At 70.8% G+C, this 23768-nt stretch carries 22 protein-coding genes and 4 pseudogenes; 9 read left to right on the top strand and 17 right to left on the bottom strand.

What is annotated here, in order from left to right:
* Positions 1–15: 15 nt before the first annotated feature.
* Positions 16–1641, bottom strand: a complete 1626-nt coding sequence (locus Sfulv_RS26150; protein ID WP_173316929.1) for a recombinase family protein — start codon at positions 1639–1641, stop codon at positions 16–18.
* A gap of 40 nt (positions 1642–1681) precedes the next feature.
* On the opposite strand from Sfulv_RS26150, the pseudogene Sfulv_RS26145 reads away from it, so the two are divergent.
* Positions 1682–1783, top strand: a pseudogene (locus Sfulv_RS26145) (dodecin family protein); the annotation flags it as partial.
* Positions 1784–1812: 29 nt separating this feature from the next.
* Here Sfulv_RS26145 and Sfulv_RS26140 read toward each other — a convergent pair.
* Complete coding sequence (locus tag Sfulv_RS26140; RefSeq protein WP_173316928.1) at positions 1813–2301, bottom strand: phosphatase domain-containing protein; 489 nt, start codon at positions 2299–2301, stop codon at positions 1813–1815.
* 80 nt (positions 2302–2381) lie between these two features.
* Between Sfulv_RS26140 and Sfulv_RS26135 the strand changes: the two genes are divergently transcribed.
* Positions 2382–3386 carry an MsnO8 family LLM class oxidoreductase gene (locus Sfulv_RS26135; protein WP_371874732.1) on the top strand — a complete coding sequence of 335 codons (1005 nt, stop codon included), beginning with the start codon at positions 2382–2384 and terminating at the stop codon, positions 3384–3386.
* A 53-nt stretch (positions 3387–3439) separates the two neighbouring features.
* Here Sfulv_RS26135 and Sfulv_RS26130 read toward each other — a convergent pair whose 3' ends face one another.
* Genes Sfulv_RS26130 through Sfulv_RS26120 form a run of 3 tightly spaced genes read right to left on the bottom strand, consistent with a single transcriptional unit; the run spans position 3440 to position 6841 of the window.
* Positions 3440–4186, bottom strand: a complete 747-nt coding sequence (locus tag Sfulv_RS26130; protein ID WP_173316926.1) for a succinate dehydrogenase/fumarate reductase iron-sulfur subunit — start codon at positions 4184–4186, stop codon at positions 3440–3442.
* Positions 4183–6132, bottom strand: coding sequence for a fumarate reductase/succinate dehydrogenase flavoprotein subunit (locus tag Sfulv_RS26125; protein ID WP_173316925.1), 1950 nt, complete (start codon positions 6130–6132; stop codon positions 4183–4185). The genes Sfulv_RS26130 and Sfulv_RS26125 overlap by 4 nt, the downstream gene beginning before the upstream one ends.
* Position 6133: 1 nt before the next feature.
* Complete coding sequence (locus tag Sfulv_RS26120) at positions 6134–6841, bottom strand: succinate dehydrogenase (RefSeq protein WP_173316924.1); 708 nt, start codon at positions 6839–6841, stop codon at positions 6134–6136.
* A 96-nt stretch (positions 6842–6937) separates the two neighbouring features.
* Between Sfulv_RS26120 and Sfulv_RS26115 the strand changes: the two genes are divergently transcribed.
* Positions 6938–7840 (top strand): LysR family transcriptional regulator, encoded by a 903-nt coding sequence (locus Sfulv_RS26115; protein ID WP_173316923.1) that lies wholly within the window; start codon positions 6938–6940, stop codon positions 7838–7840.
* 30 nt (positions 7841–7870) lie between these two features.
* Here Sfulv_RS26115 and Sfulv_RS26110 read toward each other — a convergent pair.
* The 4 genes and pseudogenes from Sfulv_RS26110 to Sfulv_RS29665 all read right to left on the bottom strand — a co-directional run bounded on the left by Sfulv_RS26110 (position 7871) and on the right by Sfulv_RS29665 (position 12461).
* Positions 7871–10047: pseudogene (locus Sfulv_RS26110) on the bottom strand (putative bifunctional diguanylate cyclase/phosphodiesterase).
* Positions 10044–10862 carry an SAM-dependent methyltransferase gene (locus Sfulv_RS26105; protein WP_173316922.1) on the bottom strand — a complete coding sequence of 273 codons (819 nt, stop codon included), beginning with the start codon at positions 10860–10862 and terminating at the stop codon, positions 10044–10046. Before Sfulv_RS26105 ends, Sfulv_RS26110 begins: the two are co-directional and overlap by 4 nt.
* Before the next feature lie 119 nt (positions 10863–10981).
* Positions 10982–11677 carry a hypothetical protein gene (locus tag Sfulv_RS26100; RefSeq protein WP_246353240.1) on the bottom strand — a complete coding sequence of 232 codons (696 nt, stop codon included), beginning with the start codon at positions 11675–11677 and terminating at the stop codon, positions 10982–10984.
* 646 nt (positions 11678–12323) lie between these two features.
* Positions 12324–12461, bottom strand: a complete 138-nt coding sequence (locus Sfulv_RS29665) for a hypothetical protein (protein WP_175607142.1) — start codon at positions 12459–12461, stop codon at positions 12324–12326.
* On the opposite strand from Sfulv_RS29665, the gene Sfulv_RS26090 reads away from it, so the two are divergent.
* Together Sfulv_RS26090 and Sfulv_RS26085 are read left to right on the top strand one after the other, a co-directional pair.
* Positions 12460–13227, top strand: coding sequence for a bestrophin-like domain (locus tag Sfulv_RS26090; protein ID WP_173316920.1), 768 nt, complete (start codon positions 12460–12462; stop codon positions 13225–13227). The genes Sfulv_RS29665 and Sfulv_RS26090 overlap by 2 nt on opposite strands.
* Positions 13228–13417: 190 nt before the next feature.
* Positions 13418–13984 carry a hypothetical protein gene (locus Sfulv_RS26085; RefSeq protein WP_173316919.1) on the top strand — a complete coding sequence of 189 codons (567 nt, stop codon included), beginning with the start codon at positions 13418–13420 and terminating at the stop codon, positions 13982–13984.
* Between the two features lie 95 nt (positions 13985–14079).
* Here Sfulv_RS26085 and Sfulv_RS26080 read toward each other — a convergent pair whose 3' ends face one another.
* On the bottom strand, positions 14080–14559 hold the full coding sequence (locus tag Sfulv_RS26080) for a hypothetical protein (protein WP_173316918.1): 480 nt from the start codon (positions 14557–14559) through the stop codon (positions 14080–14082).
* A gap of 343 nt (positions 14560–14902) precedes the next feature.
* Between Sfulv_RS26080 and Sfulv_RS26075 the strand changes: the two are divergent.
* Positions 14903–15561: pseudogene (locus Sfulv_RS26075) on the top strand (class F sortase).
* 31 nt (positions 15562–15592) lie between these two features.
* On the opposite strand, the pseudogene Sfulv_RS26070 reads toward Sfulv_RS26075, so the two are convergent.
* Positions 15593–16440 (bottom strand): annotated as a pseudogene (locus Sfulv_RS26070) (polysaccharide deacetylase family protein).
* A 164-nt stretch (positions 16441–16604) separates the two neighbouring features.
* On the opposite strand from Sfulv_RS26070, the gene Sfulv_RS26065 reads away from it, so the two are divergent.
* Positions 16605–17066: a universal stress protein gene (locus Sfulv_RS26065; protein ID WP_173316916.1), complete on the top strand. Its 462-nt coding sequence runs from the start codon at positions 16605–16607 to the stop codon at positions 17064–17066.
* A 27-nt stretch (positions 17067–17093) separates the two neighbouring features.
* On the opposite strand, the gene Sfulv_RS26060 is transcribed toward Sfulv_RS26065, so the two are convergent.
* A complete protein-coding gene (locus Sfulv_RS26060; protein ID WP_173316915.1) occupies positions 17094–18305 on the bottom strand; it encodes a CapA family protein in 1212 nt (403 codons plus the stop codon).
* Between the two features lie 257 nt (positions 18306–18562).
* Here Sfulv_RS26060 and Sfulv_RS26055 point away from each other — a divergent pair, with 257 nt between their 5' ends.
* Positions 18563–19132, top strand: a complete 570-nt coding sequence (locus tag Sfulv_RS26055; protein ID WP_173316914.1) for a sigma-70 family RNA polymerase sigma factor — start codon at positions 18563–18565, stop codon at positions 19130–19132.
* On the opposite strand, the gene Sfulv_RS26050 is transcribed toward Sfulv_RS26055, so the two are convergent.
* Positions 19066–19263, bottom strand: a complete 198-nt coding sequence (locus Sfulv_RS26050) for a zf-HC2 domain-containing protein (RefSeq protein ID WP_173316913.1) — start codon at positions 19261–19263, stop codon at positions 19066–19068. The two genes, Sfulv_RS26055 and Sfulv_RS26050, sit on opposite strands and share 67 nt — an antisense overlap.
* A gap of 111 nt (positions 19264–19374) precedes the next feature.
* Between Sfulv_RS26050 and Sfulv_RS26045 the strand changes: the two genes are divergently transcribed.
* Entirely contained in the window at positions 19375–19878 is a 504-nt protein-coding gene (locus Sfulv_RS26045; protein ID WP_173316912.1) for a hypothetical protein, read from the top strand.
* A gap of 10 nt (positions 19879–19888) precedes the next feature.
* Here Sfulv_RS26045 and Sfulv_RS26040 read toward each other — a convergent pair whose 3' ends face one another.
* The 4 genes from Sfulv_RS26040 to Sfulv_RS26025 form a co-directional block, all read right to left on the bottom strand.
* Positions 19889–21076 (bottom strand): sensor histidine kinase, encoded by a 1188-nt coding sequence (locus Sfulv_RS26040; RefSeq protein ID WP_173316911.1) that lies wholly within the window; start codon positions 21074–21076, stop codon positions 19889–19891.
* Entirely contained in the window at positions 21073–22563 is a 1491-nt protein-coding gene (locus Sfulv_RS26035) for a sodium/solute symporter (protein WP_173316910.1), read from the bottom strand. The genes Sfulv_RS26040 and Sfulv_RS26035 overlap by 4 nt, the downstream gene beginning before the upstream one ends.
* Positions 22560–22922: a hypothetical protein gene (locus tag Sfulv_RS26030; protein WP_173316909.1), complete on the bottom strand. Its 363-nt coding sequence runs from the start codon at positions 22920–22922 to the stop codon at positions 22560–22562. Before Sfulv_RS26030 ends, Sfulv_RS26035 begins: the two co-directional genes overlap by 4 nt.
* 62 nt (positions 22923–22984) lie before the next feature.
* The gene (locus Sfulv_RS26025) at positions 22985–23737 is read right to left on the bottom strand and encodes a LytR/AlgR family response regulator transcription factor (protein ID WP_173316908.1); all 753 of its coding nucleotides are present in this window, start codon (positions 23735–23737) and stop codon (positions 22985–22987) included.
* Positions 23738–23768 lie beyond the last annotated feature (31 nt).

Raw genomic sequence — 23768 nt, 5'->3', positions numbered from 1 at the left:
GTGGCGCAGTGCGTGTTAGTCCGTGATGCCATCCACCCATTGGATGTGTACCCGATCATCACCCTTGAACCGGGCGGCGTGGTACGGCGCCTTCTCTACCACGATGCGGTCGATGGCCAGGCGGAGGAGATCCCTTCTCGTTGACACGTCGGCCACCGCCCAAGCGCTCGTACACAACTCCTCGTCGAAGAGGAAATCGGCGCTCGGTGCCTCGATCTGAGACTGAGAAGCAACGAGCGTGCTGGCTCTGTCGACGAGCGCCATTGTGTCGCGCATGGCGGGGGCATACAGCGACTCTGCGGGGCCGTCGTACAGCCCTGCCCGGCGGTCCTTTTCTAGCCGCTTCATAGATTCCTGAGCGGCGTTCAACACCGCCTTTGCCTCCAGTAGCTCCCGGGTCTCGTCCGGCCGCTTAAGCGCCGTCCAGCGGGCAGCTACAGCGTGGAGAAGGTCGTCCTCCGGGTCGGACTGCGAGAGTCGTGTCAGCCACCTGTGAAAGATGTACGTCTCGATGGGCTTCGTGCTGACGAACGCCGGACGTGAGCACTTCTCCCACCTCCAGCATTTATAGCCCACACCGTTGTACGACATTGGCGAGGCGTCCGTAGCGCACTCCATGAACTGCGTCAGCAGGTGCTTCGCCTTCCCGCCACGCTGGGAGCCGATGAGACGCGTTGTCTTCTCATCGTGCTGCGTGCTGGACAGCGCAGCAATCGCCCGTTGCTGCTCTTCGTCGGTTACGAGACCGCTGTAGATTCGGACGGGCTGGCCGCCATCCCCACGGAACTTGACACGCTTCGTCGTTCCGGGGAGATTCACCACCTGCCAGCCGGCGTACACGGGGTTGTGCACCATGGTGCGGATGGTGGCGTGAACCCATCCGTGATTCTCTCCGCGGGGACCGGGGATGGCTTCATCGTCTAGTTGAGCTACGAGCCCCCTGGTGCTCCATCCGTCTCCAACATCCATAATGATGCGGCGCGCGATGCTGGCCTTCGTGGCGCCCGCGTCTTTCCCTCCCGCAAGAGTGTCATCCGGTGCAAGGAGCCGAAGTTCCTCGTCGGGGTCTTCCGGATCTTCGATGATGACCACCTTCAGCCCGTAGGGCGGTCGCCCCTGGACCCACTGACCCGTTGCGCGCTGGTGGGCTTTCGTGTCGAGAACGCGATCACTCAGCTTGTCCGTCTCTTCGCGTGCAGCCTCCGCTCGGCGGATCAACTCACCTCGGTCACGGGGGTTGGTGGAGTCAAGTCCGATGCCGGGGTTGTCCGGATCACCGTTGTCGAAGAGGATTCGCCGTGGGATACCGTCTCGTGGCTCGATGATCTCCAGAATGGCGCCGGCTCCGCGCCGGTCCCATCGGTCAAGCTTGTACACCCACAGGGCTCCCGTCTCTCCGCTGACGAGCGCCTGGAGAGCCTTGTCCTGTTCGTCTCGGCTCTTGCGCTTGCTGAACCGTGATGCCGACCCCACTTCGGTCCACACGTGGCGGACGGTGAACCCCAGTTGCGCGGCTACCGTCCGTCCCCGGGCCTCCTGTGCGCTCGTCGACAGCTCACGCTTCCGCCCCTTACTCGCCCGCGACTTGACCGCCTTCGACTTACGGCAGAAGAGATCAATGAGTCGCTCTGTGTCGCCCATGGCGTGAGTATGGCAGAGACTTGCAAGTGATGTCCCGTACTGGTTCGAGATGACACAGGTACGCGGACACATCGAGGACGGCCGGATCGCGCACTTCCAGGTGGGTCTGAAGGTGGGCTTCCGGCTCGACGACGCGCCGTAGGGCCGGGGCTGCTCCGGTGAGCAGGCCGGTCAGGTGCGGCCCTCGCGCTCCTGCGCGTCCTCCAGGACGGGCGAGGGCATCGCCCAGCGGGCCCGGGTCACCGCGAATCCGGCCGCCTCGGCCGCGTCACAGACCAGTTCGTCGTCGTCGACGAGGACTCGTACGTCATGCTCCCGGCCCAGCCGCTTCAGCATCTCCAGCTTGGTGAGGCGGGCGGGGCGCCGGTCGTCGTCGCGTCGCATCAGCAGGCGCCCGTCCGGCAGCCCCTGCCGTGCCAGCCAGGCCAGCGTGTCCCGGCGGCAGCGCTCCGGCCGTCCGGTCAGATACACCACCTCGCACTCCCGCTCGCTCGCGAGGACCAGCCGGACGCCCTCCGCCAGCGGCGGATCGTCGGCAGCGGCGGAGAAGAAGCCCTGCCAGTCGCGCCGGGCGCCCTCCAGGAAGTGCTGCCGGTGGGTGGTGTCCGCGAGTGTGCCGTCCAGATCGAATACGGCCAGCGGCCGGGCGTCGTCTCTCACAGTGGTGAGCCTAAGGGCTGGACGGCCGGTGCCCCGGGGAATCCCCGGGTGGCGAAGGCGTTGAACCAGACGTGAGCTCTGTGATCGCACGTACCCGTTTCTCCGTCCTCGACCGCTCCCGTACCCGCGAGGGGCACGACGGCGCGCAGGCGCTGCGGGACACCGTAGGACTGGCGGCCACGGCCGAGGCTCTCGGGTTCCACCGGTTCTGGGTCTCCGAGCACCACGGCGTGCCCGGCGTCGCCGGTTCGGCGCCGACCGTGCTCGCCGCCGCGGTCGCCGCCGCCACCTCCACCATCCGCGTGGGCACCGGCGGAGTGATGCTGCCCAACCACCGGCCCCTCGTCGTGGCGGAACAGTTCGGGGTGCTCGCCTCCCTGTTCCCCGGGCGTATCGACATGGGCGTCGGCCGGTCGGTGGGCTTCACCGACGGCATCCGCAGGGCCCTGGGCCGGGGCAAGGAGGACGCGGGGGACTTCGCGGCCCAACTGGCCGAGCTGCTGGGCTGGCTCGACGGTACCCAGCGGGCGTACCCCCAGGTGCACGCTTATCCCGCCGAGGGGCTCCGCATACCCCCGTACGTCCTGGCGACGGGCGAGGGCGCCGCCATCGCGGCGGCGGCCGGCCTCCCCCTGGTCGTGGGCGATCTGCGCGGCCGGCACGGACTCGTGCGTGCCGTCGAGGGCTACCGGCGGGACTTCCGCCCGTCAGCCTGGTCGGCGGCCCCCTATGTGGTCGTGGCGGGCACGGTCGCCGTCGCGGGGACCCCGCAGGAGGCCCGGCGGCTGCTCGTCCCGGAGGCGTGGTCCATGGCGTACTCGCGGACGCGCGGCTCCTTCCCGCCGCTCGCCCCGGCCGGGCGGATCGAGGCGCTGGCGATGACCGGGAAGGAGCGGGATCTCTTCGAGAGCGGGCTGCGCGGTCACGTGGCAGGCACGGAGGAGCAGGTCGCCGCGGAACTGGACCTGGTCATCGAGGAAACCGGGGCGGACGAAGTGCTGGTCACCACCAGTTCGTACGACCGGCAGGGCATGGTGGACTCGTTGCGCGGTCTCGCCCGGATCGCGGGCCTGACCGGCGCGTGAGCCGCGCCGGCCCGCCCCCCGGCGCCACCGGGCCATAGGGCTCTCCTGAGCCGTCAGCGCCGCACCTTGCGGGTGGCGCGCAGCCACTCCTTGTTCATCGCGGCGATCGACGGCAGCGGGATGCCCTTGGGGCAGGCCGTGGCGCACTCCCCCGCCAGGGTGCAGCCGCCGAACCCCTCCTCGTCCATGGCGGCGACCATGTCGAGGACCCGCGTCTCGCGCTCGGGCGCGCCCTGGGGCAGGACGTTGAGGTGGTTGACCTTCGCCGAGGTGAAGAGCATCGCCGACCCGTTGGGGCAGGCCGCCACACAGGCGCCGCAGCCGATGCACTCGGCGTGCTCGAACGCGAAGTCGGCGTCGGGCTTGGGCACGGGGGTCGCGTGCGCGTCGGGTGCGGTGCCGGTCGGGGCGGAGATGTACCCCCCGGACTGGATGATCCGGTCGAAGGCCGAGCGGTCCACCACCAGGTCCTTGACGACCGGGAAGGCGGCGGCCCGCCACGGCTCCACATCGATCGTCTGGCCGTCCTGGAAGGACCGCATGTGGAGCTGGCAGGTCGTGGTGGGCTCCGGGCCGTGCGCGTCGCCGTTGATGACGAGGCTGCAGGCGCCGCAGATGCCCTCGCGGCAGTCGTGGTCGAAGGCGACCGGCTCGTCCCCGTCGAGGACGAGTTCCTCGTTGAGGGTGTCGAGCATCTCCAGGAACGACATGTTCGGGGAGATGCCGTCGACTTCGTAGGTGGCCATGGCGCCGGGGGCTTCGGCGTGCGGCTGGCGCCAGACGCGCAGGGTGAGCTTCATGCGTAGCTCCGCTGAGTGGGGTGGACGTACTCGAAGACGAGGTCTTCCTTGTGCAGGACGGGTGCGCCGCCCGTGCCCGGGAACTCCCAGGCGGCGACGTACGAGAACTCCTCGTCCCGGCGGGCGGCCTCGCCCTCGGGGGTCTGGGACTCCTCGCGGAAGTGGCCGCCGCAGGATTCGGCGCGGTGCAGGGCGTCGAGGCACATGAGCTCGGCGAGCTCCAGGTAGTCGACGATGCGGTTGGCCTTCTCCAGCGACTGGTTGAACTGCTCGCCGGTGCCGGGGACCTTGATGCGGCGCCAGAACTCCTCCCGGATGCGCGGGAGCCGGCCGAGTGCCTTGCGCAGTCCCTCCTCGGTCCGGCTCATGCCGCAGAACTCCCACATGAGTTCGCCGATCTCCCGGTGGAAGGAGTCGGGGGTGCGGTCGCCGTCGATGGAGAGAAGGAGGTTGATCCGGTCCTCGGTCTCGGCGACCGCCGCGGCGACGTCCGGATGGGTGGCGTCGACGTCGTCGGTGTGCGGGTTGCGGGCGAGGTAGTCGTTGATCGTGGAGGGCAGGACGAAGTACCCGTCGGCGAGACCCTGCATCAGCGCGGAGGCGCCGAGGCGGTTGGCGCCGTGGTCGGAGAAGTTCGCCTCGCCGATCGCGAAGAGGCCGGGGACAGTGGTCTGGAGGTCGTAGTCGACCCAGAGGCCGCCCATCGTGTAGTGCACGGCCGGGTAGATGCGCATGGGCGTCTCGTACGGGTTCTCCGCGGTGATCTGCGCGTACATGTCGAAGAGGTTGCCGTACTTCTCCTCGACCTTCGCCTTTCCCAGCCGGGCGATGGCATCGGCGAAGTCCAGGTAGACGCCCTGGCCGCCCGGGCCGACTCCGCGGCCCTCGTCGCAGACGTTCTTCGCGGCGCGAGAGGCGATGTCGCGGGGCACGAGGTTGCCGAAGGCCGGGTAGATGCGCTCCAGGTAGTAGTCGCGTTCGTCCTCGGGGATCTCGCCCGCGGGCCGTTCGTCCCGCTTCGCCTTCGGCACCCAGATACGGCCGTCGTTGCGCAGTGACTCGCTCATCAGCGTCAGCTTGGACTGGTGGTCGCCGGTGCGCGGGATGCAGGTGGGGTGGATCTGGGTGAAGCAGGGGTTGGCGAAGTACGCGCCGCGGCGGTGGGCGCGCCAGACAGCGGTGGCGTTGGAGTTCATGGCGTTCGTCGACAGGTGGAAGACGTTGCCGTACCCCCCGCTGGCCAGGACGACGGCGTCGGCGAAGTAGGTGTCGATCTCCCCGGTGACCAGGTCGCGGGCGACGATGCCACGGGCCCTTCCGTCCACGACGATCAGGTCGAGCATCTCCGTACGGGCGTGGAGTTCGACGTTGCCCGCGGCGATCTGCCGGGTGAGTGCCTGGTACGCGCCGAGCAGGAGCTGCTGTCCGGTCTGGCCGCGGGCGTAGAAGGTGCGGGACACCTGGACACCGCCGAAGGAGCGGTTGTCGAGGAGGCCGCCGTACTCGCGGGCGAAGGGCACGCCCTGGGCGACGCACTGGTCGATGATCTCGACGGAGATCTGGGCGAGCCGGTGGACGTTGGACTCGCGGGCGCGGAAGTCGCCGCCCTTGACGGTGTCGTAGAAGAGCCGGTGCACGGAGTCGCCGTCGTTGCGGTAGTTCTTCGCGGCGTTGATGCCGCCCTGGGCGGCTACGGAGTGGGCGCGGCGGGGTGAGTCCTGGAAGCAGAACTGGACGACGTGGTAGCCCTGTTCGGCGAGCGTGGCACCGGCCGAGCCGCCGGCGAGGCCGGTGCCGACGACGATGACCGTGTGCTTGCGGCGGTTGGCCGGATTGACCAGCTTGGCTTCGAAGCGGCGGGTGTCCCAGCGGTCGGCGACGGGGCCCGCCGGGGCTTTCTCGTCGACGAGCGGCGCGCCCGTGCCGTACTGCGTGTAGTCACTCATGTCAGCTCACCACTCCGGTCATGACAGCGACGGGCACGGCGACGAAACCGGCCGTCAGCACCAGCGCGAGGGCGTTGGCCGTCGTCTTGAGGATGCGGTCGCGGGTCGCGTTGCCCACGCCGAGGGTCTGCGCGGCGCTCCAGAACCCGTGCTGGACGTGCAGGCCGAGGGCGAGCACCGCGACGATGTAGACCGTGTTGCCGTACCAGGTCGAGAAGGTGTCGATGACGTTCTGGTAGGGGCGTCCGGACTGGAATCCGCCCGGGTGCACCGTGCCGGTGGTCAGGTCGAGGATGTGCCAGACGATGAAGAGGGCGAGGATGATCCCGCCCCAGCGCATGGTGCGTGTGGCGTAGGCGGCGCGAGGCTTCCTGTGGACGTAGCCGCTGGGGCGGGCCCTGATGTCGCGGCGACTGAGGTGGTACGCGGACACCCCATGCAGGACGACGGCGGCGACCAGGCCGATCCGGACGAGCCACAGCGCCCACTCGTGGTGGAGGAAGGGCTCGCCCATGGTGCGCAGCCAGTGGGCGTAGTGGTTGAACTCCCCGGCCCCGAAGAAGATCTTCAGGTTTCCGATCATGTGGACGACGAGGTAGAGGAGCATGACCAGGCCGCTCACGGCCATGATCACTTTCTTGCCGACGGTCGAGTCCCAGAGCGTGCGCGTCATGGACGGCCGCCGGCCCGTCCGTGTTGCCAGTGCCATGGACACGACGCTAAGGGCCGAGGGCCTGATCAGTCCAAGACATGGAACGGCTCATCTCCATAGGCTGTCGCTATCGTGGGAGGTTATCGTCGGCCCATGCAGTTCCAGCAGCTCACCTACTTCGTCGCCGTGGCCGAGGCCCGGCACTTCACCCGTGCCGCCGAGGAGGTGCACGTCTCGCAGCCCTCGCTGTCCCAGCAGATCAAGGCGCTGGAGAGCGAGCTGGGCGCCGAGCTGTTCAGCCGGGCCAGGGGCAACATCGACCTGACCGACGCCGGCGAGGCCCTGCTTCCGCTGGCCCGCCGGATTCTCGCCGACGCCGATACCGCGCGGCACGAGGTGCAGGAGCTGGTCCAGCTGCGCCGGGGGCGCGTCAGACTCGGCGCCACGCCCAGCCTGTGCACCGGTCTGCTGCCCGACGTGCTGCGGGCCTTCCACGATCTGCACCCCGGAATCCGGCTGCTGCTGGAGGAGGGCGGTTCGCGCGACCTCGTACGGCAGCTGGCGCGCGGCGCGCTGGATCTGGCGCTCGTGGTGCTTCCCCTGCCGGCCGCGTCGCCCGCGCTGACCGCGGTGGAGCTGCTCCACGAGGACCTGGTCGTGGTGTCGTCGGCCGCGGGGCCCGCCCCGGGGCGCAGGGGCACGGTGCGGATCGCGGATCTCCAGGGCGAGCCGCTGGTGATGTTCCGGCACGGTTACGACCTGCGGGAGCTGACCGTCGCCGCGTGCCGGGCCGAGGGCTTCGAGCCGTCGTTCACGGTGGAGGGCGGCGAGATGGACGCGGTACTCGGCTTCGTGCGGGCGGGACTCGGCGTGGCCGTGGTACCGAGCATGGTCGCGAAACGGGCCGGGCACGAACTGCGGACCACACCGCTCGCACCGCCCGGCCTGCGGCGGACGATCGCGCTGGCCCACCGCAGTGACGTGGCACCGCCGCGGGCGGCGCGGGAGCTGCAGAGGGTGCTCCTTGAGCGAGGGCGGGCGGGCGGTGACGGGTGACCGCCCGGCGCCCGCCCCTCCCCCTCACACTCACACGGCGTCGGCCAGCAGCAGCGCGTGGATACGGTCCGGGGCGCCGGGGCGGGCGTAGTACCAGCCCTGGGCCGTGTCACAGCCCAGCTGCCGCAGCTGCTCGGCCTGGGCACCGGTCTCCACACCCTCCACCGTCACCGCGAGACCGAGGCTGTGGGCGAGCGACACGATGCCCTCGACGATCTTCAGATCGACCGGGTCGGCCGGGTGCTGCTGCATGCCCTGGGTGAACGAGCGGTCCAGCTTGAGCACGCTCACCGGCAGCCGCCGGAGATTGGCCAGGTTCGAGTAACCGGTGCCGAAGTCGTCGAGCGCTATGTCGACACCCATCTCCGCCAGCTGCCGCAGCGGCTTGAGGAGGTCGTCGTCGGCGCCGATCAGCGCGGACTCCGTGACCTCCAGGCAGAGCGCCCCCGGCTCCAGACCGGAGCGCTCCAGTACGTCCACGGTCTCGGCGACCAGCCGGGGGTGGTGCAGCTGGGTCGGCGACAGGTTGACGTTGATGCGCAGCGGCCCTCCGTCGCTGTGCCGCTCCTTCCAGAAGTTGGCCTGCCGCACGGACTCCTCCAGCACCCACCGGCCCAACGGGACGATGAGACCGGTGTGTTCGGCGAGCGGGATGAACCGGTCGGGGCCGAGCACCCCGTGCTGCGGATGACACCACCGCACCAGCGCCTCCGCGCCGTGCACGCTGCCGTCCCCGAGGTGCACCAGGGGCTGGTACTCGATGAAGAACTCGCCCCGGTCCAGCGCGGCGGGCAGCGCCGTGGTCAGCCCGTGCCGGGTGATCGCGCGGGCGTCGGCCTCGGCGTCCGCGAGTTCGAAGCGGTTGCCGCCGGCCGACTTGGCCCGGTACATCGTGATGTCGGCGCTCCGCAGCACCTCGGCGGCTGTCCGCGCGCCGGCGGCCGGCCCCTCGACCACGCCGATGGACCCCCGTACGGTCAGCTCGCGGCCGTCGAGCCGGATCGGCGTGGCGAGCACCCCGAGAATCCGGCAGGCCAGTTCGTCGACCTCGTCCTCGGTGTGCGGCCCGGTGGTCAGGGCCACGAACTCGTCGCCGCCGAGCCGCGCCACCATCTCGCCCGGAGCGGTCGCACAGCTCTGCAGCCGGTCCGCTACCTCGACGAGCAGCCGGTCCCCCGCCGCGTGGCCCAGGCTGTCGTTGATCGCCTTGAAGCCGTCGAGGTCGAGGTAGCAGAGCCCGAAGCGGGTTCCGTTCTTCGCCGCGAGGGTCTTCTCCAGCCGCTCGAAGAACAGCGTCCGGTTGGGCAGCCCGGTGAGCGCGTCGTGCGTGGCCTCGTAGCGCAGCCGCAGGTTGAGCAGCCGGCGCTCGGTGGTGTCCTCCATGAGGGCGAGCTGGTATTCGGGCCGCCCCTCGGAGTCGCGCAGCAGGGAGACCGTGAGGTTGGTCCACAGGACGGTGCCGTCGTTGCGGAAGTAGGGCTTCTCGACGTGGTAGTGCTCGCGTTCGCCGCGTACCAGCTCGTTGTAGTACTTCCACACCTGGGGTGAGTCCTCGGGGTGGACCCATTCGTGCACCTTGTGGCTGCGGACGTGGTGTTCGAGGCCGCCGAACATCCGGGTGAGGGTGTCGTTGACCTCCAGGATGTTGCCGTCCAGGTCCGCGATGCCGATGCCGATGGCCGCGTCCTTGAACACCGCGCGGAACCGTGCCTCGGTGGCGTGGAGGGCGTGTTCGGCCTGGGAGCGGGCGGCGAGCGCCGAGCGGGCGATGGCCTCCTGCTCGGTGAGGGTCCGCTCGCGCAGAGCCAGCGTGAATCCGCCGGCGAGCGCGTGCTGCATCCGCGCGCAGCGGGCGCGGCTGTCCTCGGTCGAGAGCTCAGGTGATCCGCTCCTTCCGCAGTAGAGCACCAGGTAGGAGTCGATGACGCCGAGCGTGGAGCTGAGCGCGTCCGGGTCCGTGCAGTGCGCGGCGACCAGCGCCTCCCCGACCTGGTGCGCGGGCGCCGGGTCGAAGGGCCGGGCGTGCAGGAGCTCGTTCAGCCGGCGCGCCAGCGGCAGCAGATGCCGCTCGAACTCCTGGCGGGTCATGGAGGTGGCCGTGGACGGAAAGATCGCCCGGCTCCAGATCGTGGCGAATCTTCGGAGCCGGTCCTCGGGACCGTCCGGTTCCGCGTCCGGGGGCCGGACGCCTGGGCGGGGATACTCACGCCTTGCGTCCCACCCCTGCGAAGCCCGAGAAGGCGAATGGGTCTTCCTGGTCCTCCCCCACCGGTGCGTCCGGGCGCCACTCGGGCATGGAGACGAGGCCGGGGTCGACCATCTCGTACCCCTCGAAGAACCGGCTGACCTCGGCGCGTGACCGCATGATCAGCGGGTTGCGGATGGTGCGGTAGACGTCCACGGTGCCGCCGGCCTGCTCCTGGCTGAGCGGTATCCCCTCGTAGGAGGCGTGGGTCATGATGAGCAGGCTGCCGGGGGCGAGCGCCTCGCGCAGCTCGGCGACGGCGGCGTACGGTTCGTCGGCGTCCTCGACGAAGTGCAGGACCGCGACGAGGAGCAGTGCGACCGGCCGGTCGAAGTCGAGGAGTCCGGTGATCACCGGGTCCTTCAGGATGTCCTGGGGGTGACGCAGATCCGCGGCGGCGATCACCGCGTTCCCTACGCCCTCCAGCACCGCCTGGCTGTGCGCGACGGCGACCGGGTCGTGATCGACGTACGCCACCTTGGCCGCGGGGTCGGCGGTCTGGGCCACTTCGTGAACATTACCGAAGGTCGGAATGCCTGAACCGATGTCCAGGAACTGGCTGATGCCCTGAGCCGTGGCGTAGTGCACGGCACGGCGCATGAAGGCCCGATTCGCCTGCATGATCTTGGGGAGGCCCGGCATGAACTCCATGGCCTTACGGGCCGCTTCCCGGTCCACCTCGAAATTATGCGATCCGCCCAGATAGAAGTCATACATGCGGGACACGCTCGGCACCGAAATGTCAATGCCTTGCGGTGCCCAGGCGGGACGCTCCATCGATGTCTCCAACAAGTCGCCACGGCGATCCGGCCATGTTCATGGTCAGTGTTGAGCAGAGGCTACTGATCGACCGCCAGGAGAGCGAGCGGAAACGGAAATTCGCGGTCCGTTATTGGTCACACTCCAGAGTCATGTGCGCTGCCCCGTCGCTGCGGGTGAACCTTCAACGACGGACCGGCACACCCGGTGCGTGAATTCTCCCAGTTGGGCGCTCCGAGCGGTTTCGCGCCGGGCGGCACCGCGTACCATGTGCCGCCGCTCCCCCGCCCGTTGGCGGCACCGGGTCCGGGTCGCCGGAGAAGGCGCAGACCGGCCGGGCGTCGAGAGTCTGCTGGTTGATACCGTCGGGCCGCCGAGGTGACATATCCCTTGGTGATGACGCCCTCGACCTCATTTCTCGCCACCGGTTCGGCCGCGGGCCACTTTTTGAGACAGTCGTCCGTGCGGGCTGAATTCATCGGCCACGCACTGTCCTTCTGGAAACGGTGGACCGCCCTACCACGCTTGTCGGCAACGTGTCCCCTAGTTCCGGGACCGTGCCGACCGAAAGCCCGCCGCGACCGGCCGGTTCGGTTTCGCCCCTTCCTCGTTCTCCGTCGTGGCGTTCGCGGCGGCCTTCCCCCCTCCGGGGGCGGGGGTGAACCACGTCCCGCCCGCTGCTGTCCGTTGACGTCACGGGGGTGGTCTCCTTCGCCTGCCACTACTTCGGCCGGCCCGCGACGGTGAGCTGCCGGGTGCGTCCGGGCACACGACCGGCCAGCTCTTCGCACACGGTGAGCTGCCCGGGCGCGACACGGGTCCGCGTCATTCATGGCCCGTGATGCGGGTTGCCGGTGCTCCGTGTTCGAACGGAGGCACCGCTAACCCCCCGCCTGCAAACCCGAACCGAACGAAATCCCCTCTATCGGGGTAATCCTCGCCCGCCCGGGCGTGTCGGACAGCGAGTGGGTTGATAATCCCGGTCGTGTACGGATCTCGCATCGGGCGGCTCTCGGCAGCCGCCGCACTCGTATGGCTGTGCGCGGTGCCCGTCCCCGCGTCCGGCGACAGTTGCGCGGTCGCCTCCATCGGGCGGGGCGACGGCAGTTCGTCGATCGCCATCGCGGGCGGGGGGAGCTGCACGGCGACGCCCACACCGCCCCCGCCTCCGCCGCCACCACCTCCCCCTCCCCCTCCCCCTCCCCCTCCCCCTCCGCCCCCGGAGCCACCACCACCCCCTCCGCCACCACCCCCGGCACCGGAGCCGCCGCCTCCCCCACCGCCGCCTCCGCCGCCCCCACCAACGCCGGAGCCTCCACCGCCGCCACCATCTCCTCCGGCTCCGGCTCCGGCTCCGGCTCCGGCTCCAGCCCCGGCACCCGCACCGCCCGCCCCGGCACCGCCCGCACCGGAACCCCCGCTGCCGCCCCCGTCCGCACGCCCGAAACCCCCGCCGCCGAAGGTTGTAGCCCTGCCCGCCTACCGCAAGACCACCCGGAAGGCACCGCGCGGCGGGCCGTCGCTGGTCTCGCTCACCTTGGTGATCACCGCACCCGCGGTGTTCGCCGTCGCCGTCCTGCGGCCACGCTCCTCCCGCTGATCCCCGGAGATACCCATGTCGGAATGGCTTGTTCTGACCATTGCCATGGCCTCGGCCTGTGCTGTCGTCCTCACCATCGCCATCCTCAGCAACCGGCGCCTGGGCGAGGACGACGACCCGTCCGAGACACCTGACGTGATCGAGTACATGACGATGATGATCGGTGTGGTGTACGCGATCGTGCTGGGCCTCGCCATCGCGGGCGTCTGGGAGGGGCGCAGCGCCGCCCAGGAGTCCGTGCGCCTGGAGGCCCAGGCCCTGCACGAGGTCAGCGCACGCGCGTCCGTCTACCCGGTCGAGGTCCGCGACCGCATTCGGGCCGATGTCGACGCGTATGTCCGCTATGTGGTCGACGAGGAGTGGGAGGCGATGACCGAGACCGGGAACCTCACCGAGCGGGGCACCGTGCTCCTGGACCGCGTACGGGCGGATGTCACCGACTACCAGCCCAGGACCGACCACGAGGGGCAGGCGTATCAGCCGCTGGTGGACCAGGTGGCCGCGGCCGATGACGCACGTGGCTCCCGGGGGCAGAGCGCCGGTGCGACGATGCCGGGGGTGGTGTGGTTCGGCCTGATCACCGGGGCGACGGTCACGGTGGGGCTGATCTTCACGCTTCAGATCCGCAGAACCTTCCGCGAACTACTGCTCGCGGGACTCTTCAGCGTGCTGATCGCCTTCCTGCTCTTTCTGATCTGGGCGTTCGACTCACCCTTCGGGCGAGGCATCTCGGCCACCACCGGCCCGTTCGTCGACCTCTTCCCGCACGCCGTCGGCGGATAGCGCCTCATCCGGATCAGGGCCCCGGCCGGCACTTCTGCGGTGCGCCGGCCGGGGGACAAGGCTGCCCCATTCGCCTTCCCCGATCGCGGGTTATATGCGGCACTTTTAGCATTCCGGGCATCGAGGTGCATTTCCGCTGCTCTGTGGAAAACCTTCCGCAACTGCTCCTCGGGGACCCGGAGGATTCACCATGCGCGCGATACGTGTCGCACCAGTCGCCCTGCTCGGCTCCGCCGCTCTCGCCCTGACTGCTCCGGCCACGGCGGCACACGCCACCACGAACGGCCCGGGCACGTCCTTCACCCCCTCGGTCACCCCTTCGGTGATCGCGCCGGGCGGCCGGGTCACCTTGGGCGCCATGGGCTGCGACGTGACCGCCACCGCCTCGGCGGGTGTGTTCGACACGACGACGATCCCCAGCGGGCAGTCGGCCACGGCCACGGTCGACTGGGACGCCAGACGGGGCGCCGTCTACGAGGTGACGTTCAACTGCGGCGGCACCGTGCGCATGGTCGGCCTGACCATCACCGGCGGTGCGACGAGCACACCGACCCGCACCCCCAGGCCCACGACCACGCCCACCAGGACGGTTCCGACCGTCAGTTCCACCGCGCTCGCCCCCAGCGGCGTGCGGGGCGGCCTGGGCGGCAGTGTGGACGGCTTCGGCGCCGGCGAGATCGCGGCGGGCGGCGCCCTGGTGCTGGCGGCGGCGGGGGGCACCGTGTACGCCGTGCGCAGGCGGCGCGGCAGCCACTGACCGGCGTGCACCGCCGGACGACGACAGTCGCCCCGGGTCCTTGGTCCAGGACTCGGGGCGACGGGCGTATCGGGCCGGGCGAGAGGTTCGACGCCTCAGATCCCCGCATGGCCGGCCCGGCGACGGCGGACGATGAAGACGGCACCCCCGATGGCCGACGCGGCCACCAGCGCGCCACCGATCTGCATCTCGACCGAGCTCGGTCCCATGGAGCCGCCGAGCCCGCCCCGGGCTCCCTGACCGGCGAGCACGGTGAACTTGTGCGTGGCGATCCTGGAGTTGTCGTTGCACTTCACCGACAGGTTGTAGTGCCCGGGGGTCGCGTTGTGCCGGATGTGCGCCGTGGCGTATCCGGTCGAGCCCGCGGACAGGTTGGTCGTCGGGAAGGCGTTCGACCACACCTTTCCGCCGTGGCCGCAGCCCATGGCGCTGACCTGCATCGTGGCGCCCTGGTGCACCGAGTACGGGTTGACGGTGACGTTGGTCGGACCGTTGGTCGCGGCAGCCATCGGAGCGGCGAGCCCGACAGCCGCGAATGCGGTCGCGGTCACCGCGAGAGCGCGTGAAGCACGCATCGTTGAACCTCCAGCGGGAAGCGCCCCGGAGGCTGTCCTCCGGGATGGATCGGATACGCGTCCCATGAGGAACACTCACCAGATCCTCCGCTTGTCGCACTTCGGCACTGCTCCACCCCGGTGAGCCGACACGCCGCTCGGAGGTCCCCGAACCTGACGGAGTCGCAGGTCACGGACCGTCAGAACTTTTATCGGCTCATTACTCCGAAGAGCCCGGTCCTTGGGCCGCCCGGGGTGTCGACCGCGGTGGCCCCGCGTCCGGCCGCCACCCGTTCGCCCTTCCCTGATCGCCGCCGCGGCACCCCGCACTTAGCGTTCCAATCGTCGCGACGAAGGGAGAACCATGGGCCGGGACCACTGGGAAGTCGAGCGCACCAGACACGCGCCGTGGGGTGCGATCGCCCTGGTGCTGCTCACGGGCCTCGCCCTCATGCGGAACGGCACCGACATCGCCCCGGGGCCGCCGCAGCCGGCGGCGGCCGCGTCGCTGAGAGAACGTCAGGACCCCGCGGCGGCGCCGCTCGCCGGCGAGCCCGTCAAGCCGCTGCCGTACGCGCCCGCCGCCCGCGTGAAGATCGGCTCGATCCGGGTGGACGCACCGATGATCGACGTCGACCTGGACGCGCAGGGATGGATCGCGGCCCCTCCCCCGCAGGACCCCAACCTCGCGGGCTGGTACCAGAACGGCATCTCGCCCGGTCAGCGCGGTACCGCCGTGGTCGTCGGCCACGTCGACAACATGTCGGGGCCCGCCGTCTTCTACGGCCTGGGCTCCGTCAAGAAGGGGCAGCGCGTCGAGGTGACCCGCTACGACGGCCGGGTGGCGGTGTTCGAGGTGTACGGGGTCGACGTGTTCGCCAAGAACGACTTCCCCGGCGCCCGGGTGTACGGGGACACGGGCCACGCGGAGCTCCGGGTCATCACCTGCGGCGGCGGCTACTCCAAGGCGGGGGGTACGACGGGAACGTGGTCGTCTTCGCCCGGATGGTCGCGACGCGCTGAACCGTGAGCGCGCCGCGGCCACCCCGCGCTCTCACGTACGGAACGGAACGGTGACGCGGTAGCCGTCCGCGAGCAGTCCGGGCAGATACCTGCGCAGTGCGGCGACGCTCTGCGAGCGGTCGCCGCCCGCGTCGTGGGAGAGCACCACGACGCCGGGCGCCGCACCGTCCAGGACGCGGCGGACGATGGTGCCGGTGCCCGGCTCCTTCCAGTCGAGCGTGTCGACCGTCCAGGCCAGGGGCTCCATGCCCAGCGCGGCTCCGATCTCGAAGGAGTTGCGGTTCCACGCCCCGTACGGCGCCCGGTACCAGAGCGGCGCCTCGCCCACCGTCCTCGCGATGGTGTCGCTGGTACGGCCCAGCTCGTCGCGGATGCCGGCCCGGGAGAGCGAGGGGATCAGCGGGTGGGACCAGGAGTGGTTGGCGACGACGTGACCGTCCGCCGCCATCTCCCGCAGCAGGTCCGGGCTGTCGGCGGCCATCTCGCCGCAGACGAAGAACATGGCCCTGACCCCGTGCTCGCGCAGGGTGGCCAGAATCCCCGGGGTGTACCGGGGATCGGGGCCGTCGTCGAAACTGAGCACCAGGGAACGCCCGAGGCCGGGAAGCTCCTCCAGCGGCCTGGTGCGTACGGGCGGCGCGGGCCTGCGGAAGCGGGGCGGGGTGTGGGCCGTCATGGGCTGGAGGCGGTACGCCGAGGGCCTCGCCCGCGCCTGTGCGGGAGACCCGGCGGCCCCGCGGGCGGCGCGCCTCCGGGGCGGACGGGCGTGGCGGCGGGGTCGGCGGCGATCAGGTGGACGGCGGTGGCGGCCGAGAGACCGAGGGCCAGCCGGAGCACTGTGCGTCGTTCCGGTCGCGGGGTCTGCTGATCGTATTTCATGACCAACTGCTCGCACGGCGGTCCCCCCGGCCGTACCGCCGACACTGCGACTGCTGCGCTTTGCACCCGATAGGACCATCGGACCGCCGCTGACCGGAGGTCGTCCGGGGAGCGCGGCGCGACCCGGCCGGGCTTCCGCGAGGGCAGCCGATAGCCTCGCTGCCGTGACAGACCAGCAACGCCATGAGTTCGAACGTGGCACCGACGGCCCCAAGGTGATCGTCGCGGGCATCGACGGTTCCGACTCCTCCATGCGCGCCGCCGCCTACGCCGCAGGGCTGGCACGACGGCAGAACGCCATGCTCGCCCTCGTCTACGTCCAGCCGGTGATGGCCGCCGGGGCGGCGCTCGGGGCGCCGGTCGGTGAGGTCACCGGGGAGGTGGCGGAGGGCCTGGTCCACGAGATCCGGGAGTCGACCGAGCGGCTGAAGGACATATGGAACGTGCGGTGGGAGTTCCACACCTTCCACGGCGATCCGTACAACGGGCTGGTCGCCTCGGCCGACGAGCTGAAGGCGGACGCCGTGGTGGTCGGCGCTTCGGAGTCGGCCGGGCACCGGTTCATCGGTTCGGTCGCCGTCCGTCTGGTGAAGGCGGGCCGCTGGCCGGTCACCGTGGTCCCGTGACGGGGTGCGGCGCCGGGCCCGCTTCCGTCACTTCCCCATGAGGAGCCCGTCATCGGCGGCGCCGCGGCCGAGGACGACGTCGCGGATGCGGTCGCGCACCGGACGGTGGTGGGTGGCGCCCTCGTCGATGGCGGTGTTGAGGTTGACGACGCGCCCCGCGGTGGTGTCGTACCAGTGAGGCACGAACTCGGCCTTGCTCACCGTCCAGCGCTTGCCAGGTCCGGCGGGCGGCGCGAAGGTGAAGCGGCCGATGGAGCCCTGGTTGCCGCGCGGGTCCTGGGCCCCCTCGTAGTTGATCATCGCCCCGGCGACCTGGTCGCCCATGCCGTAGATGATCCAGGTGCCGTTGACCTTCTCGTACGCCTGCGGGACATGCGCGTGTGTGCCGAGGACGAGGTCGATGTCCGGTCGGCCGGCGGAGGTCGCGGCGGTGAGCTGCCTGCCGAGGGTGAGCTGCTCCTCGTCGGGTTCGTCCTGCCATTCGGTGCCCCAGTGCAGTGATACGGCGACCACGTCGGCGCCCGCCCGGCGGGCGGCTCGGGCGTCGGCGACGATTCTCCGCCGGTCGATCAGGTTGACCGCCCAGGGCTGTCCTTCCGGGAGCGGGACGTCGTTGGTCCCGTAGGTGTAGGCGAGGTGGGCGACCTTGGCCGCGTGCCTGCCCCGGCCCGCTTTCAGCAGGGTGGGCCGGGCGGCCTCGGCGGCGGAACGGGCGGAGCCCGCGTGTGCGATGCCCTCCTTGTCGAGGGCGTCGAGGGTGCGGCGGACACCGTCCGCTCCGTCGTCGAGCGTGTGGTTCGACGCGGTGGAGCAGGAGTCGAACCCGGTGGCACGCAAGCCCTGGGCCACCTCGGGGGGCGACTTGAAGGAGGGGTAGCCGGTGTAGGGGCCGCCGGCCTCGCCGTACACCGTCTCCATGTGGCAGATGGCCAGGTCCGCACCGGAGACGACGGGTGCGGCGCCCTTGAGCATCGGGGCGAAGTCGTATCCCCGGCCGCCCGCGTCAGCCGCTGCCCGGTCGATGACCGAGGAGTGCGGCAGGACGTCACCGGAGGCGACGAGCGTGAAGGCGCGCGCCTTGTCGGCCGCGATGCCGCCCGCCCCCCGGCCCGCCTGTGCGGCGGTCGTCCCGAGCCCCGCCTCCCCCGGGGCCGGGGACTGCTGCCCACTGCACGCCGATGCCGCGGCGAGCAGCACCGTGACGGCGGCCACGGTGCTCTGTCTGATGCGCTTCGTCATCTGCCCGGCTCCCGGTTCGACTGATTCAGGACATCTGACTACACATATAGTCATACTGGTGAGTCAAGGACCAACGGGCCACGCCTCCCTGAATCGGCGATATCGCCGCTGTCCGACCGTTCACCGCACCACTCGCCGCTCCGTGCGACCGCTCGTCGCACACCTCGGCGCGCTGCCTGTTCCTGGCGGTCCGAATGGGTTCGTATACGGCAGGCGGCAGCGAGGCGGCAGGGGCCTCTCCGGGAAGGACGTTCACCATGACCACGACGAAGACCGGCGAGCGGGCCCTCGCGGACCTCCAGCGCGAGCACGGGCCCGCGCTGTTCCACTTCCTGCTCGGCCTGACCTTCGGCGACCGCCAGCGCGCGGAGGACCTGCTCCAGGAGACCTTGGTACGCGCCTGGCAGCACCCCGAGGCGTTCGACGCCCCCTACGAGTCGATGCGCCCCTGGCTCTTCACCGTCGGACGGCGTCTCGCCATCGACGCCCGCCGCTCGCGCCTGGCCCGTCCGGCGGAGGTGAGCGACGCCGTGCTGGAGGGCGCGCCCGCGCCGCAGGACACCGCGGACTCGGCCGTCCGCGCCCTCGACGTACGTGAGGCGGTCAGGACGCTCAGCCCCGAGCACCGCGCCGTCCTGGTGCGGATCTACTTCCGGGGCCTGAGCGTGGGCGAGACGGCGCAGGAGCTCGGTATACCCGCGGGCACCGTCAAGTCCCGCTCCTACTACGCCCTCCGGCTCCTGTCCCGCAGTCTCCCCGGCTACTCCAGCAGGTCCTCCTCGTCGAGCAGCCCGAGGATGGCCGATGCCTCCGCCACCTCGACGTAGGCGCCCGCACAGCCGTCGCACCGCTGAAGGTGGCGCGAGACCGTGACGCACTCCCCCGCGTCCAGCGCGTCCAGGACGTACGCGCCGAGCAACTGCCGCACATGGGCGGTCCCGGCACGGTCCGCGGTCATCTCAACCTCGCATCTCCTGGACGAACTTGCTCTTCTGGCCACGCGAGGCGTGGGCCCCCGGTTCAATGCTGCGTGAAGCCCTGTGCGGAGAATGGAAAGAGGCGAGACGGGATGCGTCCGGAACACACGGATGGGACCGGTGGGGGCGGACCGGTGGTGCCGATGGCCTGGTTCTACGCCGAGTACCTCGCGGACGAGGTACTGCTGACCGGCGATCTCATGGAGCCCACGACACTGGAGTACCGCGCGGGGCGGGACGCGCTCGCCCTGACGATCTTCCTGTCCGACGGGGCGGTGGCCGATGTGCTGCCCGCCGCGCGGGTGGACGAGCTGCGGCTGCTGACGGCGTACGGCACGGCCTGGCGGCAGTGGATCTGCGAGCGCCTCGGCGAGCTGGAGCTGCGGACGCCGGACTGCCCGCCCGACCCCGGCCGGGAGCTGGCCCGCGCGGCGTGGCGGTGGCTGGAGGAGACCGAGCTGCTCGCCGCCGATCTCGACGCGATCGGCGCGCCGTCCTGGGCGCCGCAAGGCCGCGTGGAGGAGGACGCCCAGGTGTGGACCCCCGCCTGGCAGCTCGGGCTGCCGCTCGGCCATCTGGCCGTGCACCTCTACTGAGGCGCCGGGTTCACGAACCGTGCACGCCCGCACGGTACTTGGGGAACCGGAGCGTGATCTTCATCCCCGCGCCGACGCCCGTCTCGATGACGAGACCGTACTCGTCGCCGTACACCTGTCTGAGCCGCTCGTCGACGTTGAGCAGTCCTATGCCGGTCGAGGTGCCGCCCTCGCCGCGCAATATCTGCCGCAGCCGCTCCGGGTCCATGCCCGTGCCGTCGTCCTCGATGACGACTTCCGCCTCCGCTCCCGCGTCCAGGGCACTGATCCTGATGCGGCTGTCGGTGACGGCTCCTTCGAGGCCGTGCTTGACGGCGTTCTCGACCAGGGGCTGGAGACAGAGGAAGGGCAGCGCCACGGGCAGCACCTCGGGGGCGACCTGGAGCGTGACCGCCAGCCGGGGACCGAACCGGGCGCGTACGAGCGCCAGATACTGGTCGATGGAGTGCAGTTCGTCGGCCAGGGTCGTGAACTCCCCGTGCCGGCGGAACGAGTAGCGGGTGAAGTCGGCGAACTCCAGCAGGAGTTCGCGCGCCTGCTCCGGATCGGTGCGGACGAAGGAGGCGATCGCGGCGAGGGAGTTGAAGATGAAGTGGGGCGATATCTGTGCCCGCAGGGCTTTGATCTCTGCCTCGATGAGCTTCGTACGGGAGCGGTCGAGTTCGGCGAGCTCCAGCTGGACACAGACCCAGCGGGCCACCTCTCCCGCCGCCCGCGCGAGGACCGCCGATTCGCGCGGGGCGAAGGCGATCAGGGTGCCGAGCACCCGGTGGTCGACGGTGAGGGGGACGGCGACGGCCCAGCGCAGCGGGCAGTCCAGGTCCGCGCAGTCGGTGGGGAACGCGGTGTCCCGGCCGCTGGCGAGGAGCCCCTGGACGTGCTCCATCACCCCCTTGGCGTGGTGGTCGCCTTCGCCGTCCCACACCAGGACCCGGTCGCGGTCGGTGAGGCAGAGCGCGTCCGTTCCCAGCAGGGAGCGCAGGCGCCGTGCGGAGCGCCGGGCGCTCTCCTCGGTGAGACCGGCCCGCAGCGGCGGAGCCGCGAGGGAGGCGGTGTGCAGCGTCTCGAACGTGGCGTGCTCCACGGGGGTGCCGACGTCACTCGTGCGCACGGGCCGGCCTGTGCGGCCCAGCAGGTAGCCCGTGCCGAAGAGCAGTACGGCGATGACGGCCACCACCGCGATCCCGGCGCCGGTCATCGCTCACGTCCCGAGGTGAGTGCCTCCGGCAGATGGAAGCGGGTCATGGCGGCGTTGGTGCCCTGCGGTATGCGGCCGGGGGTGGCCAGCGAGACGAGGATCATCGCGAGGAAGCCGACGGGTACGGACCAGACGGCGGGCCAGGCGAGCAGGGCGTGCGGCCAGCCGGGCGGGCGCACCGTCCCGCTGACCGTGATGGCCACCGACAGCAGCGCCGAGCCGCCGCCGAGCAGCAGTCCGGCGATCGCCCCGGGCGGGGTGAGCCGCCGCCACCAGATCCCGAGCACCAGCAGCGGGCAGAAGGACGAGGCGGAGACGGCGAACGCCATTCCCACCGCGTCGGCCACCGGCACCCGGCTGACCACCAGCGAACCGGCCAGTGGCACGGCCATCGCGAGCAGGGTGGCCAGCCGGAAGTGGCGTACGCCGCGCGAGGGCAGCACGTCCTGGGTGATCACTCCGGCGACGGCCATCGTGAGCCCGGACGCGGTGGAGAGGAACGCGGCGAAGGCGCCGCCGGCGATGAGCGCCCCCAGGAGGTCCCCGCCGAGGCCGCCGATGACCCGCGCGGGAAGCAGGAGTACGGCGGCGTCGGCGTCCCCGCCGTGCATCAGCTCGGGGGCGTACAGCCGGCCCAGCGCCCCGTACACGGGCGGCAGCAGGTAGAACACACCGACCAGGGCGAGGACCACGACGGTCGTACGGCGGGCGTCACGCCCGTTGGGGCTGGTGTAGAAGCGGACGACCACGTGGGGCAGTCCCATGGTGCCGAGGAAGGTGGCCACGATCAGTCCGTAGGTCGCGTACAGCGGGTGGTCGCCGCGGAAGACGGAGAGCTGTTCGTCGAGGGGGACGCGGGGCTGCCCGTCACCCCGCCAGGCCAGCACCAGGAAGATCGCGGGCACGAGGAGGGCGGTCAGTTTCAGCCAGTACTGGAAGACCTGGACGAAGGTGATGGAGCGCATACCGCCCGCGGCGACGGCGATCACCACCACCGAGGCGACAAGCACGTCACCGAGCCAGCCCGGCGCACCGGTCAGGATCTTGAGGGTGAGACCGGCGCCCTGGAGCTGCGGTACGAGGTAGAGCCAGCCCGCGCCGACGACGAACACGCTGACGAGTCTGCGTACCTGCCGGGATTCGAGGCGGCCCTCGGCGAAGTCGGGCAGGGTGTACGCCCCCGAGCGGCGCAGCGGCGCAGCGACGAACACCAGCAGGACGAGATATCCGGCGGTGTATCCGACCGGGTACCAGAGCATGTCGGGCCCGTGGACCAGGACGAGACCGGCGATGCCCAGGAAGGAGGCGGCGGAGAGGTACTCGCCGCTGATGGCCGCCGCGTTGAGGCGGGGCCGTACCGTCCGCGAGGCGACGTAGAAGTCGGACGTGGTGCGTGAGATACGGAGTCCGAACCCGCCCACGAGAACGGTGGCGAGCACGACGAGCGTGACCGCGACGACCGATGCCAGGTGGTCGGGCCCGCTCACGGCGTGGGGCGGCCTTCCACGAGTCTGGCGAAGTCCCGTTCGTTGCGCTCCGCGCGCCGCACGTACCACCAGGCGATCAGCGTGAGCGGCGGTCCGGTGGCGAAGCCGAGCACCGCCCAGACGACCGCGGCGCTGCCCAGGGCGGCGAAGACCAGGGGCAGCGTTCCTGCCGCGAGGGCGAGCACCGCGAAGGCGGTCAGCCCGGCGCGCAGCTGGCCGCGCATCAGCGAGCGCACGTAGGCGTCGCCGAGCGCGGTCTGCTCGTCGATCTCCGACTGGGCGCGGTAGCGGGGCAGCGGGCGCACCCGCCGTGGCTCTCCCGTCACCACTTCGCGCCGGGGTGTGGGCTCTGCGGACATGGGCCCGGAGTGTAGGCGTCGCGGGAGCGCTCTGGGAAGGGCGGGGCCCGGGTCGATGCTGGTCAGCGGCTGCTCTGGCGCATCAGGAGGTCACGGAGGGAGCGGCTGTGGCGGCGGCTCACGGCGAGTTCCGCCTCGCCGACACGGACGCTCATGGTGCCGGCGTCCAGGCGGAGTTCGTCGATCCGGTTCAGCGCCACCAGGTGGCGGCGGTGGATGCGCACGAAGCCCCGGGAGCGCCAGCGCTCTTCCAGCGTCGTCAGGGGAATCCGGACGAGGTGGCTGCCGGAGACGGTGTGCAGCCGCGCGTAGTCGCCCTGTGCCTCGGCGTACGTGATGTCGTCGACGGGCACGAACCGGGTGACCCCGCCCAGCTCGACCGGTATCTGGTCGGCGGCCGCGTCGTGGACGGTCGCGGACCGGTCGCCGACCTGCTCGGCGACGCGGCGCACGGCCTCGGCGAGGCGCTCGCGGCGCACGGGCTTGAGTACGTAGTCGACGGCCTTGAGATCGAAGGCGTGGACGGCGAAGCCCTCGTGGGCCGTGACGAACACGATGAGCGGGGGCGCGGCGAACCCGGCGAGCAGTTGGGCGACGTCGAGGCCGGTCAGGCCCGCCATGTGGATGTCCAGGAAGACCACGTCGATGGCGGACGGGTCCTCGGGCCCCGCCTCGACCGCGCCGCCGATGCGGCGCAGCGCCTCGGTCGCACCGGTGGCCCCTTCGGCACTGCGGATGCGGGGATCGGCGCGCAGGAGGTAGAGCAGCTCCTCCAGAGCGGGTTGTTCGTCGTCGACGGCGAGTACGCGCAGCATGAGGCCGGAGTGTAGGGCCCTCGCACCGTGG

Origin of the sequence: Streptomyces fulvorobeus, assembly GCF_013167895.1 — a bacterium.
Lineage (GTDB): Bacteria > Actinomycetota > Actinomycetes > Streptomycetales > Streptomycetaceae > Streptomyces > Streptomyces fulvorobeus.
The sequence above is the reverse complement of the archived record's forward strand: the minus strand, read 5'-3'. Positions and strand labels throughout refer to the sequence as shown.

Excerpts from the sequence above, each read along its gene's own strand:
- Sfulv_RS26120 (WP_173316924.1), bottom strand. The coding sequence starts at position 6,841 with ATGGCACTGGCAACACGGACGGGCCGGCGGCCGTCCATGACGCGCACG.
- Sfulv_RS26090 (WP_173316920.1), top strand. The coding sequence starts at position 12,460 with ATGTCGGAATGGCTTGTTCTGACCATTGCCATGGCCTCGGCCTGTGCT.
- Sfulv_RS26115 (WP_173316923.1), top strand. The coding sequence starts at position 6,938 with ATGCAGTTCCAGCAGCTCACCTACTTCGTCGCCGTGGCCGAGGCCCGG.
- Sfulv_RS26150 (WP_173316929.1), bottom strand. The coding sequence starts at position 1,641 with ATGGGCGACACAGAGCGACTCATTGATCTCTTCTGCCGTAAGTCGAAG.
- Sfulv_RS26040 (WP_173316911.1), bottom strand. The coding sequence starts at position 21,076 with ATGACCGGCGCCGGGATCGCGGTGGTGGCCGTCATCGCCGTACTGCTC.
- Sfulv_RS26125 (WP_173316925.1), bottom strand. The coding sequence starts at position 6,132 with ATGAGTGACTACACGCAGTACGGCACGGGCGCGCCGCTCGTCGACGAG.
- Sfulv_RS26100 (WP_246353240.1), bottom strand. The coding sequence starts at position 11,677 with ATGAATGACGCGGACCCGTGTCGCGCCCGGGCAGCTCACCGTGTGCGA.
- Sfulv_RS26060 (WP_173316915.1), bottom strand. The coding sequence starts at position 18,305 with ATGACGAAGCGCATCAGACAGAGCACCGTGGCCGCCGTCACGGTGCTG.
- Sfulv_RS26085 (WP_173316919.1), top strand. The coding sequence starts at position 13,418 with ATGCGCGCGATACGTGTCGCACCAGTCGCCCTGCTCGGCTCCGCCGCT.
- Sfulv_RS26080 (WP_173316918.1), bottom strand. The coding sequence starts at position 14,559 with ATGCGTGCTTCACGCGCTCTCGCGGTGACCGCGACCGCATTCGCGGCT.
- Sfulv_RS26030 (WP_173316909.1), bottom strand. The coding sequence starts at position 22,922 with ATGTCCGCAGAGCCCACACCCCGGCGCGAAGTGGTGACGGGAGAGCCA.
- Sfulv_RS26025 (WP_173316908.1), bottom strand. The coding sequence starts at position 23,737 with ATGCTGCGCGTACTCGCCGTCGACGACGAACAACCCGCTCTGGAGGAG.
- Sfulv_RS26130 (WP_173316926.1), bottom strand. The coding sequence starts at position 4,186 with ATGAAGCTCACCCTGCGCGTCTGGCGCCAGCCGCACGCCGAAGCCCCC.
- Sfulv_RS26055 (WP_173316914.1), top strand. The coding sequence starts at position 18,563 with ATGACCACGACGAAGACCGGCGAGCGGGCCCTCGCGGACCTCCAGCGC.
- Sfulv_RS26045 (WP_173316912.1), top strand. The coding sequence starts at position 19,375 with ATGCGTCCGGAACACACGGATGGGACCGGTGGGGGCGGACCGGTGGTG.
- Sfulv_RS26050 (WP_173316913.1), bottom strand. The coding sequence starts at position 19,263 with ATGACCGCGGACCGTGCCGGGACCGCCCATGTGCGGCAGTTGCTCGGC.
- Sfulv_RS29665 (WP_175607142.1), bottom strand. The coding sequence starts at position 12,461 with ATGGGTATCTCCGGGGATCAGCGGGAGGAGCGTGGCCGCAGGACGGCG.
- Sfulv_RS26105 (WP_173316922.1), bottom strand. The coding sequence starts at position 10,862 with ATGGAGCGTCCCGCCTGGGCACCGCAAGGCATTGACATTTCGGTGCCG.